At 65.7% G+C, this 19221-nt stretch carries 16 protein-coding genes; 12 read left to right on the forward strand and 4 right to left on the reverse strand.

Going from position 1 to position 19221, the window contains the following annotated elements; all coding sequences use genetic code 11:
- The first annotated feature begins 8 nt into the window (after window positions 1–8).
- The 7 genes from R2669_RS17345 to R2669_RS17375 all read left to right on the forward strand — a co-directional run bounded on the left by R2669_RS17345 (window position 9) and on the right by R2669_RS17375 (window position 8302).
- The gene (locus tag R2669_RS17345) at window positions 9–449 is read left to right on the forward strand and encodes a surface-adhesin E family protein (protein ID WP_316901449.1); all 441 of its coding nucleotides are present in this window, start codon (window positions 9–11) and stop codon (window positions 447–449) included.
- A gap of 107 nt (window positions 450–556) precedes the next feature.
- Window positions 557–3238 carry a diguanylate cyclase domain-containing protein gene (locus R2669_RS17350; protein ID WP_316901450.1) on the forward strand — a complete coding sequence of 894 codons (2682 nt, stop codon included), beginning with the start codon at window positions 557–559 and terminating at the stop codon, window positions 3236–3238.
- Between the two features lie 445 nt (window positions 3239–3683).
- Window positions 3684–4844: an ABC transporter substrate-binding protein gene (locus R2669_RS17355; protein WP_316875713.1), complete on the forward strand. Its 1161-nt coding sequence runs from the start codon at window positions 3684–3686 to the stop codon at window positions 4842–4844.
- A gap of 130 nt (window positions 4845–4974) precedes the next feature.
- Window positions 4975–5856, forward strand: a complete 882-nt coding sequence (locus R2669_RS17360) for a branched-chain amino acid ABC transporter permease (RefSeq protein WP_009240220.1) — start codon at window positions 4975–4977, stop codon at window positions 5854–5856.
- 10 nt (window positions 5857–5866) lie between these two features.
- Complete coding sequence (locus R2669_RS17365; RefSeq protein WP_316901452.1) at window positions 5867–6775, forward strand: branched-chain amino acid ABC transporter permease; 909 nt, start codon at window positions 5867–5869, stop codon at window positions 6773–6775.
- A gap of 7 nt (window positions 6776–6782) precedes the next feature.
- On the forward strand, window positions 6783–7580 hold the full coding sequence (locus R2669_RS17370) for an ABC transporter ATP-binding protein (RefSeq protein WP_147214905.1): 798 nt from the start codon (window positions 6783–6785) through the stop codon (window positions 7578–7580).
- Complete coding sequence (locus R2669_RS17375; RefSeq protein ID WP_004632384.1) at window positions 7577–8302, forward strand: ABC transporter ATP-binding protein; 726 nt, start codon at window positions 7577–7579, stop codon at window positions 8300–8302. Before R2669_RS17370 ends, R2669_RS17375 begins: the two co-directional genes overlap by 4 nt.
- Before the next feature lie 108 nt (window positions 8303–8410).
- Here R2669_RS17375 and R2669_RS17380 read toward each other — a convergent pair whose 3' ends face one another.
- Window positions 8411–9283: a LysR family transcriptional regulator gene (locus R2669_RS17380; RefSeq protein ID WP_316875710.1), complete on the reverse strand. Its 873-nt coding sequence runs from the start codon at window positions 9281–9283 to the stop codon at window positions 8411–8413.
- A 205-nt stretch (window positions 9284–9488) separates the two neighbouring features.
- Between R2669_RS17380 and R2669_RS17385 the strand changes: the two genes are divergently transcribed.
- The 5 genes from R2669_RS17385 (at window position 9489) to R2669_RS17405 (ending at window position 15637) form a co-directional block, all read left to right on the forward strand.
- Complete coding sequence (locus tag R2669_RS17385) at window positions 9489–10487, forward strand: quinone oxidoreductase family protein (protein WP_316901453.1); 999 nt, start codon at window positions 9489–9491, stop codon at window positions 10485–10487.
- Window positions 10488–10615: 128 nt separating this feature from the next.
- Complete coding sequence (locus R2669_RS17390) at window positions 10616–10933, forward strand: YciI family protein (protein ID WP_147214900.1); 318 nt, start codon at window positions 10616–10618, stop codon at window positions 10931–10933.
- Window positions 10934–10985: 52 nt separating this feature from the next.
- Window positions 10986–12389: a ClcB-like voltage-gated chloride channel protein gene (locus tag R2669_RS17395; protein WP_316901455.1), complete on the forward strand. Its 1404-nt coding sequence runs from the start codon at window positions 10986–10988 to the stop codon at window positions 12387–12389.
- Between the two features lie 284 nt (window positions 12390–12673).
- Window positions 12674–14902, forward strand: a complete 2229-nt coding sequence (locus R2669_RS17400; RefSeq protein ID WP_316901456.1) for a TonB-dependent receptor — start codon at window positions 12674–12676, stop codon at window positions 14900–14902.
- Window positions 14903–14950: 48 nt separating this feature from the next.
- Complete coding sequence (locus tag R2669_RS17405; RefSeq protein WP_147214895.1) at window positions 14951–15637, forward strand: Fe2+-dependent dioxygenase; 687 nt, start codon at window positions 14951–14953, stop codon at window positions 15635–15637.
- 70 nt (window positions 15638–15707) lie between these two features.
- Here the strand turns inward: R2669_RS17405 and R2669_RS17410 are convergent, their stop codons facing one another.
- The 3 genes from R2669_RS17410 to R2669_RS17420 all read right to left on the reverse strand — a co-directional run bounded on the left by R2669_RS17410 (window position 15708) and on the right by R2669_RS17420 (window position 19135).
- Window positions 15708–15854: a hypothetical protein gene (locus R2669_RS17410; RefSeq protein ID WP_186829277.1), complete on the reverse strand. Its 147-nt coding sequence runs from the start codon at window positions 15852–15854 to the stop codon at window positions 15708–15710.
- A gap of 123 nt (window positions 15855–15977) precedes the next feature.
- Entirely contained in the window at window positions 15978–18506 is a 2529-nt protein-coding gene (locus tag R2669_RS17415) for a PEP/pyruvate-binding domain-containing protein (RefSeq protein ID WP_316901458.1), read from the reverse strand.
- Complete coding sequence (locus R2669_RS17420) at window positions 18506–19135, reverse strand: TetR/AcrR family transcriptional regulator (RefSeq protein ID WP_316890399.1); 630 nt, start codon at window positions 19133–19135, stop codon at window positions 18506–18508. The genes R2669_RS17415 and R2669_RS17420 overlap by 1 nt, the downstream gene beginning before the upstream one ends.
- Between the last annotated feature and the right edge of the window lie 86 nt (window positions 19136–19221).

Genomic DNA, 19221 nt, shown 5'->3' on the forward strand with positions numbered 1-19221 from the left:
TTCTTGATATGGCAGGACGGACGGTCGTGAAACGCATGCTGTGGCGGTGGATCTGGATATGCGCTGTCGGCGCTGGCGCCTTCGGCGTGGCGGTGCCTGCCCAGGCCGAACGTTGGCACCAATACCTGACGACGACGTCCGTCGCGGCATCCATCGACCGCACGTCGCTGCGCTCGAGCCGTACCGGCCACAAGACCTTTCTGGCGCGCACCGTGCTCAAGCGCAGCGAACGCCGCGCCCACGGGGCGCACTACCGGCCCGGCACGGTGATTCTTTCGCGCCAGGAGATTGACTGCCATCGCCATCGCATCCGCCTGGTGGACTACGTGGTGCGCGGCCCCGACGGCGCCACCCTCGATACCGATACCGCGGCAGGCGCGCACTGGATGCGCATCCGCTCCGGTACGCTCGCGGCGCGCTCTGCTGCCTACGTCTGCGGCCGCCGCTAGCGCCGCGGCGGCTCGACAATGACGGGCGGGCATAGCACTATGGTGGCTGCCCTCCCACTACAGCAAGACACCGGCCGCGAGGGGTGCCGGTGCCAGCCGACGGTCCGATGAAACTGACCCTGAAGTCGCAGGCGGCCATCATGGCGACCGTCATCAGCGTGGCGGTGGTGAGCGTGTTCGGCTGGTCGCAACGCGAGCCCATCCGCCGCGAGGTGATGGCGCAGATCAAGGTGCAGCAGGCGGCCCTGGTCAAGCAATCGGCGGAAGATCTCAAACAGCGGCTGGACACCTATCTGGGCGTGCTCGAACGCACTGCCCAGCAGATGCGCAGCGTGCGGTTCGACACGCCCGCGCAGGAAGCCGCGTTCTACCAGTCCATCCAGCCGGCCAGCGGCCTGTTCGACGGCGTGTTCCTGGCCTCGGCCGACGGCAAGGTGACAACGACCTCGACGCGCCGCGCAAGCGTGGTCGGCATCGACATTTCGGATCGGGACTACTTCCGGCAAGTCCTGGTGGTCGACCAGCCGACCATCTCCGCGCCGCTGCGCAACCGCGTGGGTGGTGAGCCCATCGTCATCATGGCGGCGCCTGTGCATGACCAGGACGGCAATCTCGTGGGGCTGATCGGCGCCTCGCTGTACCTGCTCAAGCCGAACTTTCTGGGCGACCTGCGCGACATGCGCGTAGGCCAGACGGGCCATGTCTACCTGGCCACGCGAGGTGAGAACCCGGTCTATATCGTTCACCCCGAGGCCGACAAGACGCTCGCGCCGCTTGACGCCGATCCGGCGGCAGCCTCGGCCTTCCGCGCGGATCCCGATGCGCTGCCCGAGCGCGGCGGCGACGTGGTCACCACGCAAGACATCATCGCGGCCGGCTGGACGCTCGCTGCCGTGTTGCCCGGCGCCGAGGCCAACCGGCAGCTCTTCCTCATGCGCCAGCGCTTCCGCTGGTCGCTCCTGGTGCTCGCGGCGCTGATCGGCGGATCGGTGTGGGCGGCGATGCTGTGGCTGCTGCGCCCGCTTGGCCGGCTGCACGCCGCCATGACGCAGCTCTCTGCCACGGACTTGCGCAATGCGCCGCCGCTTGAACTGGGCGGTGCCTCGGCGGAAATCGATGCGGTGTCGACAGCGTTCCACAAGCTGATGGGCGAGGTCGTCCGCCAGCGCGCCGAACTGGAAGCGGTGAACGATGCCTCGCCGCTGGGGTTGTTCCGTTCGGATGCGGACGGCCGGACCGTCTATACCAACGAGGCGTATCGCCGCCTGCTCGGCGCCACGCCCGAGGAGGCGCTGGCCGACGTGTGGCTTGCGCGCCTGCATCCGGACGACCGCGATGCCACCATGGCCGGTTGGCGCGACGCCCTCGCGCGCGGCGCCGGCTACAGCGCCGAGCAGCGCGTGATCGTGCCGGGCATCGGCGAGCGGTTGCTGGTCGTCACCACGGCACCCGTGCGGGTGGACGACGAGGTAGTCGGCCACGTTGGGGTCATGGAAGACATCACCGTGCGGGCGCGGGCCCAACAGGCGTCGCGCGTGCTGACCAAGATCCTCGACTCCACCACCGACTTTGTCGCGCAGAGCGACATCCAGGGCAACGTCACCTACATGAATCCGGCCGGCCGCCGCTTCGCTGGGATCCCGCTGGACGCCAATCTCCAAGGCCTGACCGTTGCCGATTTCTACCCGCCAGAGACGATGGGCTGGCTGCGCGAGGTGGCCGTGCCCGCAGCCGCGCGCGATGGTGTATGGATTGGCGAAACCACTGTGCGTGGGGCCGAAGGTCAGGTTGTGCCGATCAACCACATGATCATCGCGCACCGCGATCCTGCCGGGCATATGGAGTACTTCTCGTCCGTCATGCGCGACATCACGCAGGACAGGGCGGCCAAGGAAGCGCTGCAGCGCAGCCGCGAAACGCTGCAGACCGTGACGGATGCGCTGCCTGCGCTGGTGGCCTTCATCGACACCGACGAGCGCTTCCGCTTCCTGAATGCCGCCTACGAGAAGGCGTACGGACGCTCAGCCGCCAGCATGCTCGGACAGACGCTGCGTGAAGTCGTGGGTGACGATGCTTACAGCATTCTTCGTGATGCGTTGCGGCGCGCGCTGGGCGGCGAGACGATGGTCTTCGAGCGCGAACTTCGCGGGCGCGATCTGTACCGTGCCGAAGAGGTCAGCTACCTTCCGCAGTTCGACGCGCAAGGCCGCGTGGCCGGTGTGCATTCGGTCACGCTCGACATCACGGAGCGCAAGAAGCAGGAGCTGCGCCTGCGCGCGCTGACGACCACCGACCACCTCACCGGCCTGGCCAACCGAGCCGGCTTTGAAGAGCGTTTGCTGGCGGCCCTCGACCAAGCGCGCGTGAACGGATCCACCGGCGCGCTGCTGCTGGTCGACCTCGACGGCTTCAAGGTCGTCAACGACACGCACGGACATGCCGTTGGCGATGCGCTGCTGCGGACCTTCGCGCAACGCCTGGCACGCGCCGTGCGGCCGTACGACGGCGTTGCACGTTTTGGCGGTGACGAGTTCGCCGTCATCCTCGAACATCTGTCGCATCCGGACGACGCGAAGACTGTCGCCACCAACATCCTTGCCGCATGCAACAAGCCGTTTCGCTTGCGCGAGGCGATGGTGCAGGTCGGTGCGAGCATCGGGATCGCGACTTTCGACGCGCGCACGTTGGCGCAGAGCGCCGTCTTCGAAGCCGCCGATGAGGCGCTGTATGAAGCCAAATCGCGCGGCAAGGGCCTGTTTGTCAGCGCCGACGAACTGTCGGCGGGCTGATTTCGCAGCGCCGCACGGCACGCAGAAACGGGTACGCTCCGCGCCGATCCATCGGTATTGCGCAGGCAATATTGCGCCGCAATATCGGCCCCCCAGGCCGGGCGGCGGACAATCCCCTATCGCACGGTCGTGCGCTTTCCGGTAAAGTCCCGCGACTGACTGCACGCGCCGGCCACCCCGGCGCGTCGCACAAGAGCGCTGCACCCATGGCGCCTTCGCTTCACACTCCGACGCACTTCCGGTGCGCGCATGCCCGATCCGGCATCGCTCGCCCGGCAGGTCTTCCGCTATTTCGCCAACGTGGTCATGCGTGGCGCGAAACCGGCAGGCGAGCGTCCGGACGCGATGCAGGGCGCATGCGGGGGAGCGACGGTGTTGGGCCAGCGCATCTTCGAGACGCATCGCATTCAAGTAATCGCGACGGACAAACAAGGAGCAGGTTCGCATGCAAAAAATGATCAAACGGCTGCTGTTGACGGCAGTGGCTGCGGGGGCGGCAATCGCAACGGGCACGACATTCGCGGCCCAGGACATCAAGATCGGTGTGGCAGAAGCGCTGTCGGGCGGTGCAGCCCAATACGGCGTGGCCATCCGCAACGGCTTCCAGCTGGCGGCTGATGAGATCAACGCTGCAGGCGGCATCAACGGCAGCAAGATCGCGCTGGTGATCGAAGACGAGCAGGGCAAGAAGGAAGAGGCCATCAACGTCTTCAAGAAGCTGATCTTCCAGGACAAGGTGGCCATGGTGTTCGGCCCCACGCTGTCCAACTCGGCCCAGGCGGCTGACCCGATCGCGCAGGCTGCCAAGACGGTGGCCTTCGGCACCTCCAACACCGCAGACGGCATCACCAGCATCGGCGATTTCGTCTTCCGCAATTCCGTGACCGAAGCCGATGTGCTGCCGGCCACCATCCAGACCGTTGTGAAGAAGGCCGGCGTGAAGAAGGTTGCCGTGCTGTACGGCAACGACGACGTCTTCACCAAGAGCGGCTACGACAACTTCAAGAAGGCCCTCGAAGACCTGAAGATTCCGGTCACGACGACGGAGACCTTCGCCAAGGGCGACGTGGACTTCAAGGCCCAGCTCACCAAGATCAAGGCGACGAATCCGGATGCGATCGTGCTGTCGGCGCTGATTGCCGAAGGCGGTCCGATCATGGTGCAGGCGCGCCAGCTTGGCCTGAATGTGCCGGTCATCGGCGGCAACGGCATGAACTCGGTCAAGGTGTTCGATCTCGCTAAGGACAAGTCCGACAACCTGTGGGTGGGCAGCCCGTGGTCGATCGAGAACCACACGCCCGAGAACAGCAAGTTCATCACTGCCTACACCGCCAAGTACAAGGCAGCGCCGGACCAGTTTGCGGCGCAGGCGTATGACGCCATGTACATCGCGAGCAAGGCGCTGAAGACGGTCAAGTTCAGCGGCAACCTCGAAGCCGACCGCAAGGCGATCCGCGATGCATTGCCGGCAGTCAAGCACACCGGCGCGACGGGCGCGTTTGCCTTCCGTCAGGTCACCGCACGTGGCAAGCCGGCCGGCTACGATGCCGTGCAGACGCCGATCGTGAGCGTGACCAAGAACGGCAAGTACACGATCGAGAAGTAATCTTCGGTTCTCGTTGAAACCCTTTGAACGAGACAGGCGGGGCGTAGCTAAACCTACGCCCCATCGCTTTTTTTGTGGCTGCGTCGTGACTGCTTCGGTCACGTTCGGCCGCACCTCACTCTGATTCATCATGCTGGAACAGCAACTCGTCAATGCGCTGTCGCTCGGGTGCGTGTATGCGTTGTTCGCCCTGGGGTTCACGCTGGTTTTCGGCATCCTGGGCGTGATCAACCTGTCGCACGGCGCGGTCTTCATGCTCGGTGCCTATGCGGCGCTGCAGGTCGTTCTCCATTTCGAGCTGCCGCTGTGGGCGGCACTGGCCGTGGGCTTTGTCGTGAGCGGCGTCGCCGGTCTCATCATCGATGTGTTGCTGCTGCGCCCGCTGCGCCGCCGCAACGCGCCGCACCTGATTCCGATGATTGCCACCATCGGCGCGGGCATCGCCATCAACAACGCCATGCAGGGCGTGTTCGGGGCGGAAAACCTGCGCTTCCCGGCCGGGCTCGTCTCGGATGCCTCGCTGGACCTGGGCGGCATCCACCTCACCCCGCTGGAGCTGAGCATCATCGTGCTGTCGTTCGCGCTGATGGCCGCGCTCATGCTGCTGCTCAAGCGTACGCAACTCGGCCGCGCGCTGCGCGCGATCGCGGAGTCGCCGAAAGCCGCCGCGCTGCTGGGCATCAATGTCGAAGGCCTGTTCCTGCTGACCTCGTTTGCCGCCGCTGCGCTGGGCGGCTTGTCGGGCGTGCTGATCGGCCTGTACTCCAACGCGGTCTTCCCGTTGATGGGTCAGCCGATGCTGCACAAGGGCATCGCGGTCATCATCCTCGGCGGCCTGGGCGATATTCGCGGCGCGATGCTCGGCGGGCTGTTCCTCGGCTTTGCCGAAGTGCTGTCGGTGGCCTACATCGGCTCGACCATGCGCGACGCGGTGGCGTTCGGTCTGCTGTTCCTGATCCTGCTGGTGCGGCCGCAAGGGCTGTTCGGCAAGGTGCTGGAACGCAAGGCATAAGGAGACCGACATGGAATGGTTCGACAACTTCTGGTCGGTCTACAGCAACCTGGTGCTGACGCTCGGCATCAATGCGCTGCTGGCGCTGTCCATTTACCTGACGCTGTCGTGCGGTCTGCTGGCGATGGCAAATGCGGCCTTCATGGGCATTGGCGCCTACACGGCGGCGCTGTTGACGATGAACGCCGAGATGCCGTTTTCCGTTGCGCTGCTCGGCGGTATGGCGGCGCCGGCCGTGGTGGCCGTGGTCATCGGGCGGCCGACGCTGCGTCTTTCGGGCGTGTATCTGGCCATGGCCACGCTGGGTTTCGGTGAGGTCGTGCGCGTGCTGATCCTGAACACCGAGAACTGGACCGGCGGCGCGCTGGGCCTGAACGGCATTCCGCAATTGACCGAGTGGTGGCATGTGGCGGTGGCCGTGTTGGCGACGCTGTTCGTGCTGGCGCGCATGCGTCGCTCGAAGGTGGGCCGCGCATTCGAGGCCATCAAGGAAGACGAAACCGCTGCGGGCCTCATGGGCATCAACGTGGCCGGCACCAAGCTGCTGGCGTTCACGCTGGGTGCGGCCATCGCCGGGTTGGCTGGTGCACTGAATGCGCATCTGACGTTCTTCATCGGCCCGAACGAATTCGGCTTCGACCGCGGCGTCGAAATTCTGACGATGACGATCCTGGGCGGCACGAATGGCCTGACGGGCCCGGTGCTCGGCAGCCTGATCCTGTCGCTGCTGCCGGAGTTGCTGCGTGCGTTCAAGGATTTCCGCCTGGTCGTCAACGGCGTGATCCTGATGGTGATCGTGCTGTTCCTGCCCAAGGGCATCTGGGACCCGTCGCGTTTCGCGCGCTGGTTCGGCATCAAGCGCGGCAGCACCATGCCTGGCACGGGCAACTCCCCGGCTGCTTCCAATGAATCGCACTGAGGCCGCCATGCTGAAACTCACCTCCATTTCCAAGCGCTTTGGCGGCCTGTCGGTCTTGCAGGACGTCAACATTGAAGTGCCGCAAGGCAGCATCTTTGGCTTGATCGGCCCGAACGGCGCCGGCAAGACGACGGTGTTCAATCTGATCACGGGCCTGCTGGCGCCCACCGGCGGCTCGCTCACGTTCAACGGCGAAAACCTGGTCGGCAAGAAGCCGCACGAGATCACGCAGATGGGCATCGCACGCACGTTCCAGAACATCCGCATCTTCAAGGAGATGACGCTGCTGGAGAACGTCGTGGTGGGCATGCACCGGCATCTGGATTACGGCGCGCCGGGCCTGCTGCTGTCGCTGCCCAAGTACCGTGCGGCCGAGCGCCGTGCGCGCGACCGTGCGCTCGAGCTGCTCTCGTGGGTGAAGCTCGACCACAAGGCGCATGACATTGCCGACAACCTCTCGTACGGCGACCAGCGCAAGCTCGAACTGGCGCGTGCCCTGGCGACCGAGCCCAAGCTGCTGCTGCTCGACGAGCCCGTCGCCGGCATGAACACCGGTGAGAAGGTCGACCTGATGGCCGAGATCGAAAACATCAAGGCGCGCGGCTACACGATCTTCATGATCGAGCACGACATGCGCTTTGTGATGGGCCTGTGCGAGCGCATTGCGGTGCTGAACTTCGGCCGCATCATCGCTGAAGGGCCGCCCGAGGCCATCCGCAACGATCCGCAAGTCATCGAGGCGTACCTGGGCCGCGATGACGACGATGACGCGAACGGCAATGCCGCGCAGAAGGAGACGGCATGACCACGTTGCTGGAAGTCAAAGGGCTGGACGTGTCGTACGGGCACATCGCAGCCGTGAAGGGCATCGACTTTGCGTTGAAGGCCGGCGAGATCACCTCGCTGGTGGGCGCAAACGGTGCGGGCAAATCGACCACGCTGCTGGCGCTTTCGGGCTTGATCCCGAAGTCGCAGGGTGATGTGCGCGGCCAGATCCTGTTCGAAGGCGAAGACGTTACGCAGTGGTCTGCCCACAAGCGTGTGGAACGCGGCATCGTGCAGGTGGCCGAAGGGCGCGCCACGCTCACCACGATGACCGTGCGCGAAAACCTGGAGCTGGGCGCCTATACGCGCAAGGACAAGGGCCAGATCGCCTCCGACCTGGAGCGCGTATTCCACCTGTTCCCACGCCTGAAGGAGCGCATCGACGGTCTGGCCGGCAACCTGTCGGGCGGCGAGCAGCAGATGCTGGCCATCGGCCGCGCGCTGATGGCGCGCCCGCGCGTGCTGCTGTTGGATGAACCGTCGATGGGCCTCGCGCCGATCATCGTGCAGGAGATCTTCCGCATCCTGCGCACCATCAATGCCGAGGGCCTGACGATTTTCCTGGTCGAGCAGAACGTGCGCCAGGCGCTGAAGATCGCGCAACACGGCTACGTATTGGAAACCGGCGAGATCGTGCTGGCCGACAGCGGCAAAAACCTGTTGGGCAATCCGCGCGTGCTCGAAGCCTACCTGGGCGGCTGAGTGTTTCGAATGCGCCTCGGCATGCAATATTGCCGAGGTGCAAGAACCGCATATCCATTGGGTTTGCGGTTCATTTTCATCCAAAAGCGTACCCGTTTCTGCGTACGTTCAAATCCCCGCCAAAACGTGTCGCTGTGCCTCGAACAGCGCGATCAATGCGTCGGCTACGGCCCGCACGCGCGGTGATCGTCGAACGTCGGGATGGATCACCAACCAGATTTCTCGATGCAACGCCGGGTCATCGACGGGCAATCGGCGTAAAAGCGTACCCGTTTCTGCGGGCGCGCCGAGCAGGTGCGGCAGCGCCGCGACACCCAGTCCGGCCAGCGCCGCCTGGTGCATCGCGGCCAGATCGCTGCAGCGTAAAACCACGCGACGTTCGCCTGCGTAGTTGTCCAGCCAGCGCTGCTGCGGCACGTGACGCAGGTTTTCGTCGTAGCCGATGAATTCCCATTCGGATTCTGGGCGTGCGAGCACTTCCGCGGTGGCGTACAGACCGTAGCCGAGGTCGCCCAGCGGCCGTGTCGCCAGGGCCGATGAGGTTGGGCGCGACAAGCGCACTGCCAGGTCGGCTTCGTGCGCCATCAGGTTGGCGTTGCGTTTTTCACCCAGCAGCACGAGGTCGATGCCCGGCCATTGACGGCGCAGCGTCGCCAGGTTGGGCGCGATGATGTGGCTGGCCACCGTGGGCGGCGCCGAGATGCGAACCGTCCCGCGCAAACTGCCCGCGCCTGCTGCGGCACGAGCAAAGCCGGCCGCTTCCTGCTCCATGCGTTCAGCGCGCTCGGCCAGCGCGTTGCCTTCGGCGGTCAGGCGCCAGCCGCGCGGCAGGCGGTCGAACAGGCGCACGCCCAGCGATTGCTCCAGTGCGTCTGCGCGCCGCGCCACCGTGGTGTGTTCCACCGCCAGTCGCCGCGCAGCAGCCGACAGGCTGCCCTCGCGCGCGAGCACGAGAAAGTAGCGCACGTCATCCCACTGCAACGAAGAAGAAGGTTCGGCCGCTGCCGCACGCGCCAAGGCACGCGCATTTTTTGGCCGACCCGGGCTTTTTTGCACAGAAGCTGATCGGTTTTTGTGAATTCCCGGGTGATTCTGAACGGATTACGCTTGTTTCACAACGTGACGAACGCAGTACCCGTCGACACCAAAACCGGAAAGCGTACCCATTTCTGCGAGGACTTTTGCCATGTATGCCAAGGTGATCCAACTCCGTGAACCCGGACCGGCATTGGGTTTGCAGCCCGCCAACCTGATGTTGCCGCCACCCGCGCCGAACGCGTTGACGGTGCGGCACACGGCCATCGGCGTGAACTTTGTCGACGTGTATCACCGTACTGGCTTGTATCCAGTGGCGGCGTTTCCGGCGGTGCTTGGAGTGGAAGGCGTCGGCGTCGTGGAAGCTTTGGGTCCGGATGTGCGCGGCTTTGTGGTGGGCCAGCGCGTGGCCTGGGCTGGCCTGATGAACGGCGCGCCCGGCGGCTACGCCAGCCACCGCAACATCCCCGCGGAGCGGGCGATTGCCTTGCCTGATGCGCTGGATGACGAAACCGTGGCAGCCACGTTGGTCCGCGGCATCACCGCGCATATGCTGCTGACGCGGGTACGGCAGGTGCGCGCCGGCGATACGCTGCTGGTGCATGCAGCGGCCGGTGGCCTGGGCGCGTTGCTGGTGCAGTGGGCCAAACGTCAGGGGGCGCGCGTGATCGGCACGGTGGGCAGCGAAGCCAAGGCCGCCATCGCCATCGGCCACGGCGCGGACCACGTCGTGCTGCATCGCCAGCAAGATGTGCGCGAAGCCGTGCTCCAGCTCACCGGCGGGGAAGGCGTCGACTACGTGATCGACGGCATCGGCGGTGCCATGCTGCAGACCTCGCTAGCGGTGACGCGGCCCTTCGGCATGGTGGCGAGCATCGGTCAGGCGGGCGATGTCAGCAACGCCCAGACAAATGCCGTCGATCTTGCAGCGCTCGGGCCATCGCGATCCATTGCGTTGGCGCGGCCGGGGGTCATCCGATACATGGCCGATCTGTCGAACTATCGGACCGGTGCGCAGGCCGCGCTGCAACGCATGCTCGATGGTGTGCGCGTGCCGGTTGGCGGTACCTATGCACTCGAAGACGCCGCTGCCGCACACACCGCGCTGGAGGCCGGACAGACCGTCGGGGCGTTGCTCTTGCGCCCTTGAGAGCCCCGCGCGGCGAAAGGGTTTCCGCGCAAAGCGTACCCATTTCTGCGGGACACTGAGCGTGGTTGTTTCACGCTGCCGGGTCTCGCGTTTCGAAGGTGTTACCTCATCCCATAAGGAGCCATCGCATGCTGTACCTGATTCTTTTCAACTACACCGCACCGCTCGAAGCACTTGATCGTGTGCTGCCTGCGCACCGCGAGCATCTGGACGCCCACTATGCGAGCGGCCACTTCCTGATGTCGGGGCCGTTCTTCCCGCGTGAGGGCGGCGGGATCCTTGCGCGTGCCGAATCCCGTGAAGAGATCGACGCCATCGTCGCGCGCGACCCTTTCGTGATCGAAAACCTCGTGCAGGCGCGCGTCATTACGTGGGGCCCGAATCGTCGCAGCGCAGACACACCGCAGGCGTGGTTGCCAGACGCCGTGGTCGCGACATCGACTTAAAACGGCCGCGGCGCCGTCGCTATCATGTCGACCTGTCCTTGCGCGAATCGACATGACCGACACGCCGCCGCCTCAACCTGATGTGCCGCGCCAGCCATGGTGGCGGCGCGCGATTGCCCGACTGCCGTTTGGTCGCGAGCATCTGGTGTTCGTGATTGCCGGGGTCATCGGCTGCGCGGGCGCCTTGTCGACGATCCTGTTTCGCGAATGCCTGCGTCAACTGCAATGGTGGCTTTCGGGTACGGACCAAGGTTTGGTGGCCACGGCGCGGGCGCTGCCGTGGTGGGCGCGCCTGCTGGTGCCGACGGTGGGTGGACTGCTGGCCGGCATCACCTTGCAGGTGGGCCTCAAGTGGATTCCGCGAAAAGGCTCCGAAGACTATATGGAGGCCATTGCCGTGGGCGATGGCGTGCTCAGCGCGCGGCAGAGTCTGGTACGCAGCGCGTCGTCGTTGTGCTCGGTGGCCAGCGGCGCATCGATCGGGCGCGAAGGGCCGATGGTGCAGCTGGCCGCAATGTGCGGCTCGCTGGTCGGCCGTGTGCTGCGGCACTGGACCGCCGTGCCCGTCGAGCAATTGCGCCTGCTGGTCGCATGCGGTGCGGCTGCCGGTATCACGTCTGCCTACAACGCGCCCATCTCGGGCGCCGTGTTCGTCTGCGAAATCGTGTTTGGTGTCATCACCACGGCGACGCTCGGGCCGCTGCTCGTGGCGGCGGTCACCGCCGATATCGTCGTGCGCCAATTCTTCGGCTACGGGGCCGTCTACGAGATGCCCCACTTCGATTTCGTTTCCGGCTGGGAAGTGCTGACGTATCTGGGCCTGGGTCTGGCCGCGGGGATGGCGGGGCCGCTGCTGCTCGGTTTGATCGACCGCGCGCGCGATGCGTTTGCACGCACCAAGCTGCCGCTCACGTTGCGGTTGGCTGCCGGCGGGTTGATCGTCGGTGCGCTTTCCACGGGCGTGCCCGAGGTCTGGGGTAACGGCTACAGCGTGGTCAACGCGTTCCTGCACGAGCCGTGGCTGTGGCAGACGGTGGCGCTGGTGCTGATCTGCAAGGTGGTGGCGACGGCGTCGAGCGCAGGGTCGGGCGCCGTCGGCGGTGTGTTTACGCCCACGCTGTTCTGCGGCGCCGCATTAGGTTTGCTGTATGGCACAGGCATGCACGCGCTGCTGCCGGATGCGGCGCCGGTGCCGGTCAGTTACGCGGTGGTTGGCATGGGCGCGCTGCTGGCCGCCACCACGCACGCGCCGCTCATGTCGATCCTGATGATCTTCGAGATGACGCTGTCGTACCAAGTGGTGCTGCCGCTCATGCTGGCCTGCATTACCGGCTATGTGACGGCCCATGCAGCGGGCGCGCCGTCCGTGTATGCGCGTGCGCTGGCGCGCAATCGCGAGGACACGGGCGACGATGCCGCGCACCCTCCAGCGCCATCAGACGGCGCGCAGAAATAGGTACGCTTTAACGCTGTTCGATCGCCCCGTCATAAATATTCCGACGCGACAAGCTTGCCTTGTCAGCTAAATCGAAGCAAAAGCGATCGTTAGATTGCTTTTTCGTGTGCGTTTTCGGGAACTTTTTGGAGATACTGCGACAATTTGTTGCTGTTGCGAATCGTTATCATTTATATTTGCGTCCGCAATACGTAGTGCGCTCTCGTGCACGGCGGCACGGGCGCAGGAGGGCGTTCCGGAGCGGCTGGCACTCAACAGAAGAGCGCCGCCGGAGAAACCACGCAATGAACCGCCGCACGCCCGTCGCCAGCGCCCTGTTGGCCCTGTTTGCCACGCCCACCGTCGCACTTGCCCAGCAGGCCACGCTTGCGCAGGCACCCGCCACCGCCACGTTGCCGGAAGCCGTTGTAAAGGGCGCTGCCCCGCGCGACGACTACAACGCCGCCAAAAGCTCCATTTCCAAGCTGCCCGAGAACCTGCGCGATGTGCCGCAATCGGTGACGGTCGTGCCCAAGGCGCTGACCGACGCGCAAGGCGGCAGCTCGCTGGCCGATGCGTTGCGCAACGTGCCGGGCATCACCATTGGTGCGGCCGAAGGCGGGCAGATCGGCAACAACATCAACCTGAACGGTTTCTCTGCGCGTACCGACATCTACCTCGACGGCTTCCGGGATCGCGGCCAGTACTACCGCGACCTGTTCGCCCTCGATTCGGTGGAAGTGCTGATGGGTCCGTCGTCGATGCTGTTCGGCCGCGGTTCGACGGGCGGCGTCATCAACCAGGTGACGAAGAAGCCGAAGCTGAAGGCCGCCATGGAAATCACCGGTTCGGTCACCACCAATGGCCTGGTGCGCGCCACCGCCGACGTCAACACGCCGACGTCCAACACCTCGGCCTTCCGCATCGCCGCGATGGCGCAGAACGGCAAGACGAGCACGCGCGACGAGATGACCGCGCAGGATTTCGGCGTCGCCCCGTCGTGGCGTTTCGGCATCGGCACGCCGACCGAGGTGACGCTGTCCGCGCTGCTGCAGCACAACCGCGACATGCCCGATTACGGCCTGCCGAACCTCAACGGCCACCCGGTCAACGTCAGCCCCAAGACGTACTACGGCTACACCGACGACCGCACCACGCAGGACGTGGCGTCGTTCTCGGCCAATATCGATCACAAGTTCTCGCCCAACCTGCGGCTGCGCAACCAGACGCAGTTCAACTACGTGCAGACCGATGCGCGCGAGACGGCGCCCAACGCGGTGGGTACGGTCAATTCGTCGGGCGTGTTCACGGCGCTGACCAACAGCAATCTGCCGCTTTCGGCCTTGTCGGTGCGCCTGCAAAGCCACGACCGCCGCATCCGTGATTACTCGCTGTTCAACCAGACCGAGCTGACGGCCAAGTTCGATACGGGTTCGGTCAAGCACACGCTGCTGGTCGGCACCGAGTTCGGCCACGACGGCTACGACAACCAGAATTACTATCGCAACGGTTCGTGCAACGGCACGCCGCTGGCGCAGTCGAGCATGACGAGCGGCTTTGTCTCGTGCGAACCGCTGGTCAGCCCGAGCTACACCACGTCGCCGGCGAGCACGCCGTCGAGCCTGGGCAACCTGCAGGGCGGCTCGGCCAACACGGTAGCGGCGTACTTCAACGATTCGGTCGAATTCAACAAGCAATGGAAGGCCGTCGCCGGCCTGCGCTATGACCGCTATATCGCGAGCATTTCGAACTCGCTGAATTCGGCGAACACGCCGGCGTCGGCCAAGATCACCGCGCTGCCGTACGCGCAGCAGACCGTGAACTTTGTCAGCACGCGCCTCGGCGGGATCTGGCAGCCGACGGACTGGCAGTCGTACTACGTGTCGTACGGCACGTCGTTCAACCCGTCATTGGAACAACTCGTCGGCACCACGGGCCAGCAGGGGCTGGACCCGGAGAAGAACAAGTCGTACGAGGCCGGCGGCAAGTGGGATCTGCTCAACGGCGACCTGTCGGTCAGCTCGGCGCTGTTCCAGATCACCAAGGACAACGCCCGCACGCAGATCGACAGCACGACGTACACCTCGGCAGGCAAGATTCGCGTGCGCGGTGCGCGCCTGGGTGCCACGGGCCACGTCACCGACAAGCTGCAGATCTTCGCGGGCTATACGTACCTGGATGCGCAGATCGTCAACGGCATCGCCGCGGGCACGCAGGGCATGACGCCGGCCAACACGCCCAAGCACGCCGCGACGGTGTGGACGAGCTACGCCGTCCTGCCGAACTGGGAAGTGGGCGCAGGCGCGTTCTACATGTCGCAGCGCTACGCCAACAACACAGACACGGTGCAGGTGGGCGGCTTCGTGCGCTGGGATGCGATGCTGGCCTACCACCAACCGAAATACGACGTGCGTCTGAACCTGTTCAACGTGTTCAACAAGACGTATTACGATGCGCTGATTCCGTCCGATGGCGGCCGCGCCGTGCCGGGCACCGGCCGTGCGGCGATGCTGTCGGTGGTGTATCGGATGTAATGGCTGGGGGATGGGCCCTCGGCTGCATCCCCGTTTTCTTCGAGCGCCATGCTGGTCTGCATTCCGAACGTCTTCAACGCCGCGCAGGTGGCTGCGCTGCGCGATCTGCTCGACAACGCGGGCGACGCCTGGGTGGATGGCCGCGTGTCGGCCGGATATTCGGGGGCGCCGGTCAAGGTCAACCAGCAGATCGACGAGGGCGCGGAAGTGGCCCTGCAGTGCCAGCAGCTCATCCTGAGCGTGCTGGAGCGGCACCCGCGCTTCATCAGCGCGGCGTTGCCCAACGTGGTGTACCCGCCGATGTTCAACCGCTACGGCGAGGGCATGACTTTCGGCGCGCACGTCGATGGCAGCGTGCGCATCCACCCGCACAACGGTACGAAGCTACGTACCGATATCTCGGCCACGCTGTTTCTGTCAGACCCCGCCAGCTACGACGGCGGTGAACTGCAGATCGAAGACACCTATGGCATGCACAGCGTCAAGCTCAATGCCGGCGACCTGGTCGTCTATCCGGCAACGAGCCTGCATCAGGTCACGCCCATCACGCGCGGGGTGCGCGTAGCGAGTTTCTTCTGGATCCAGAGCCTGATTCGCGACGACGCGCAGCGCGCCATGCTGTTCGACCTGGACAACGCCATCCAGACGCTCAACCAGACCGACGCCGATGCCACTGCGCGCCGCACGCTGATCGGCGTGTATCACAACCTGATGCGGCAGTGGAGCGAGACCTGATCTGCGTCTGAGCACGCAGTGCCGCACCGGCGATGGCGGCGCCCTATTTGCGCGTGCTGTGCGATTTGGCTTAGTGGCCCGAACGACGATACAGCTCGGCCATCATGCCGCAGCTTTCCACGTGCAGCGCGACGGCGCGGCTGGCTTCACGGCGCACGATCTGCCAGAAACGGGCGAAACGCGAGGTGCGGGCGGCTTTGAGAGCGACGGTGTTCATGGCGATTCCTTCTGAGGACTGATTTAGGGATAACCCTAGTAGGGAATACCCGAATGTTAGTCCGAATATTGCGGCGCAGCAAACCGCATTTACCAGTGTCGCCTCGTGACCACATGTGGGTGGCTAACCGGCCACTTTGCTGACCGTGCCGGCGTTGCCATCCACGCGGATCGTCTCGCCGTCTTTCAACCGGGCCCGGATGCCCGGCAGGTTCACCACCGCCGGAATCCCGAACTCGCGCGCCACGATGGCGCCGTGCGACAGGTAGCCGCCGGTTTCCATGACGAGCGCGCCGGCCTTCAGGAACAGCGGCGTCCACGCCGGATCGGTGCTAGGCGCGACCAGGATGTCGCCCGCTTGCAACGCCGTGCCGGCGGCAGCGTGGTCGACCAGCCGTGCCAGCCCCTGTGCCGAGCCTGCGCCGACGGCGGTGCCGGTCCAGGTATCTCCAGCCAGGGCGATTGGCGCAGCGGCCGCGACCGCCGCCTCGCCATGTTCGGTAACGATGTCCGGCTCCTGCCGGGCGGCCCAATCGCTCAACTGCTGGCAGCGTGCGCGCGCACCCAGGGCGGCAAAGCGCAGCGGCAACGCGCCGGTGCCCGCGGCCACGCATTCGTCCAGCGTCAGGTTGAAGATGTCTTCGGGCGCATCGAGCCCTTCGTCGCCGGTCAGCCTGTCAGCCAGCTTCAGCAGGCCGGTGCGCAACGCCTCCAGATACGCCACCAGCGCGCTGCGTGCCGCTTCGCGTTGGTTGCTGTCGCGCACGGCGCTCTTGAGCATGCCGCGCACGATCGGTCGCAGCCAGAACGGCAGGCGCGCCCACGCGCGCTCAGACGCCGCCTGCTGCCGTTGCCGCACGGCGCGCGCATCGCTGCCGATCAGTCCGGCCACGAGGTCCAGCAAGTAGTCCGGCTGCTCGCGCCAGCGCGGGTGGCGGAAGTAGCTTTCTTCAATGGCGCGATGGCCGTAGCGCTCCAGAAACGCACTGAAATGCTGGCGGAACGGGCTGTGCGGCGGCAGCTGCTGCGCCCATTGCGCGCCGATACGCTTCTCGGCGCGAAGCCAGGGGAGCGCTTCGATGTCGGCGGCGGCCGTTTGTGCCAGCGCCATCAGGTCGTAGCTCTGCTGCGCGGTGACGCTGGGTTCTGCACCGGCCATGAGCGCGGCGGCCAGCGCGTGGCCCTCGCCGGGGCACTGTTTTTCGATCACGTCAACCAGCCCCGAAACGGCGCCGCCCGCCGAGCCCTGCAGGAAGAACAGGCTGTCTGCGCGGCGGGTAATGTTGAAGCGCTCGCGCAGGCAGGTGGCCAGCTCGGCGGTTGTTTCTGGCCATGCGTCTTCACGCCATTGCGCGGCTTGCTTGCGGGCCCGGTTCAGATCGCTCTGCGCATGGCGGCGCGCCGCGCCTGCTCTCAATAGATATCGCACGAGCCGTGCGCCGCGCGCCAGCCGCTGCGGCCATGTGGTGCGGGGCAGCGCAATCTCGGGCTGCGTGCCGCCCAGCATGCGGTTGATGGCATCGGGCGCAATGCCGAACGCGTCAAACGCCTCCCACTGCATCAACGAAACATCGAGATACACGTGGCCGCCGAAGAGCCTGGCGCGCTCCAGGCCCGGCAGCAGCGCGTAGCCCGCCAGCGAGTACGCCAGCGTCAGCATCCGGTTGGCCGCATGGCCGTACAGCGACCAGTCGATGGCCGACAGCGGCGCGGGGAACACCTCGCGCGTGTTGCCGCGCGTCCAGAACGTCGGCTGGGTTTGCAGGGCGGGGTAGGTGGAGCGCGCGGCCGTGGTGATCGGGCGCGCCTGCACGATCCAGAAGCGATGTCCGTCCCACACCCATTCGATGTCGTAGCGGGGCCGGGCAAAGTCGAGCGCGCGGGCCGTGTCGCGTGCAACCGTGGCCAAGGCGGTGAGCTGCGCGGCGTCCAGCACGGCGCGGCGGGCGTCTTCTGTCGCGGTGTCGGCGAGTGCCGTGCCGCCTTCGGTCAGCGCGCACGTCACGTGGCGCTTCGTGCCGATCTGGCGTTCAACCACGCGCAGCGTGTCGTCTTGCGGCGCGACTTCGAGCCGGTCGACGTCGCCATCGGCCTGGCCGCCCACCAGCGCTTCGCCCAGGCCCCAGTGCGCGTTGATGACGATGTGGTCGTCGCGGCCTGTGAGCGGGTCGCCCGTGAAGGCGATTCCTGCGGCCACCGCCGGCAGCATCGGCAGGATGACTACGGCCATCGCCAGATCAGTGGTGTCGATGCCGAAGCGCTCGCGGTATGCCAGCGCCTGCGGTGCGTGCGCGGAGTCCCACACGGCGCGCACCGCGTCCGCCAGCGCCTGCGCCCCGATGACGTTCAGGCGTGTCTCATGAATGCCCGCGAACGAGCGTTGCGCGGAATCCTCCTGCGGCGCGGACGAACGCACAGCCAGCGGCGTGTTCTGCCAGCCGCGCGCCGTCAGCGCTTCGGTGATGGCAGCCAGCACGGCGTCGGGCACCGCATCTCCGCGACTACGCCCCCGGCTGGCATCTGCGGCCAGCACGAAACCATCGGGCACCGGCACGCCGAGCATCGCCATCCGGCCAAGCTGCCAGCCCTTGCCGCCCACCACTGCGGCGCCGGCCGCCGCCGCAGCCGGCCAATCGAGCACGAGCGGGTTCATCACGCCTCCTTGCGGGCCATGCCGTGCAGGAACAGGTCGATGACGGCGGAGAAACCCGCGTGCAGGTCGGTGTCCGGACGTGCAAGCCAGCGCATCAGCGCGCCGAGATACAAGTACTCGAAGAGCGCCGCGAGGTGCTCCGCATCGAGCCGCGTGTCGAGTTCCCCTGAGCGCTGCGCTGTGTCGATGAGTGCCATGAACACCGCTTCGAGCCCGCTGCGCTTGTCTGCGTCACGGTTGCGGGCGGCCAGGTCGGCGCTGGCAAAGCGGTAGCGGAAATACGCGGCCAAATAGGGCCGGCGCACGGTGCACCAATCGGCCGAGGCGGAGAGCAGCACCGCCAGGCGCGACGCGAAATCCGGCTGAGCCTCGATCTGCGTACGCAATTGCGCGCCGCCCGCCGCAAGCTCGGCGTGGAACTGGTGTGCCAGCAGGGCTTCCTTGACTGGAAAGTGGTTGTACAGCGTGCCCTTGGACACATCGGCCTGCGCGGCAATCTGCTCCATCGTCACGGCGTCGTAACCGTACTGTTCGAACAGGGAAAAGGCCGTGGCCGCCAGGTGGTCCAGCGTCTGGTTGCGCTTGCGTTCGCGGCGGCCGGCTTCGATGGGGGACGGACTGGACGACATGGTGGGCTCGCTATCATTAAACGACGTGCAATTTTATACGTCGTTCAAAAATATGTGCAAGCGGAAACCCGTCTGTAGAATCAGCC

The organism is Ralstonia edaphi, assembly GCF_958350185.1.
Classification (GTDB): Bacteria; Pseudomonadota; Gammaproteobacteria; order Burkholderiales; family Burkholderiaceae; genus Ralstonia; species Ralstonia edaphi.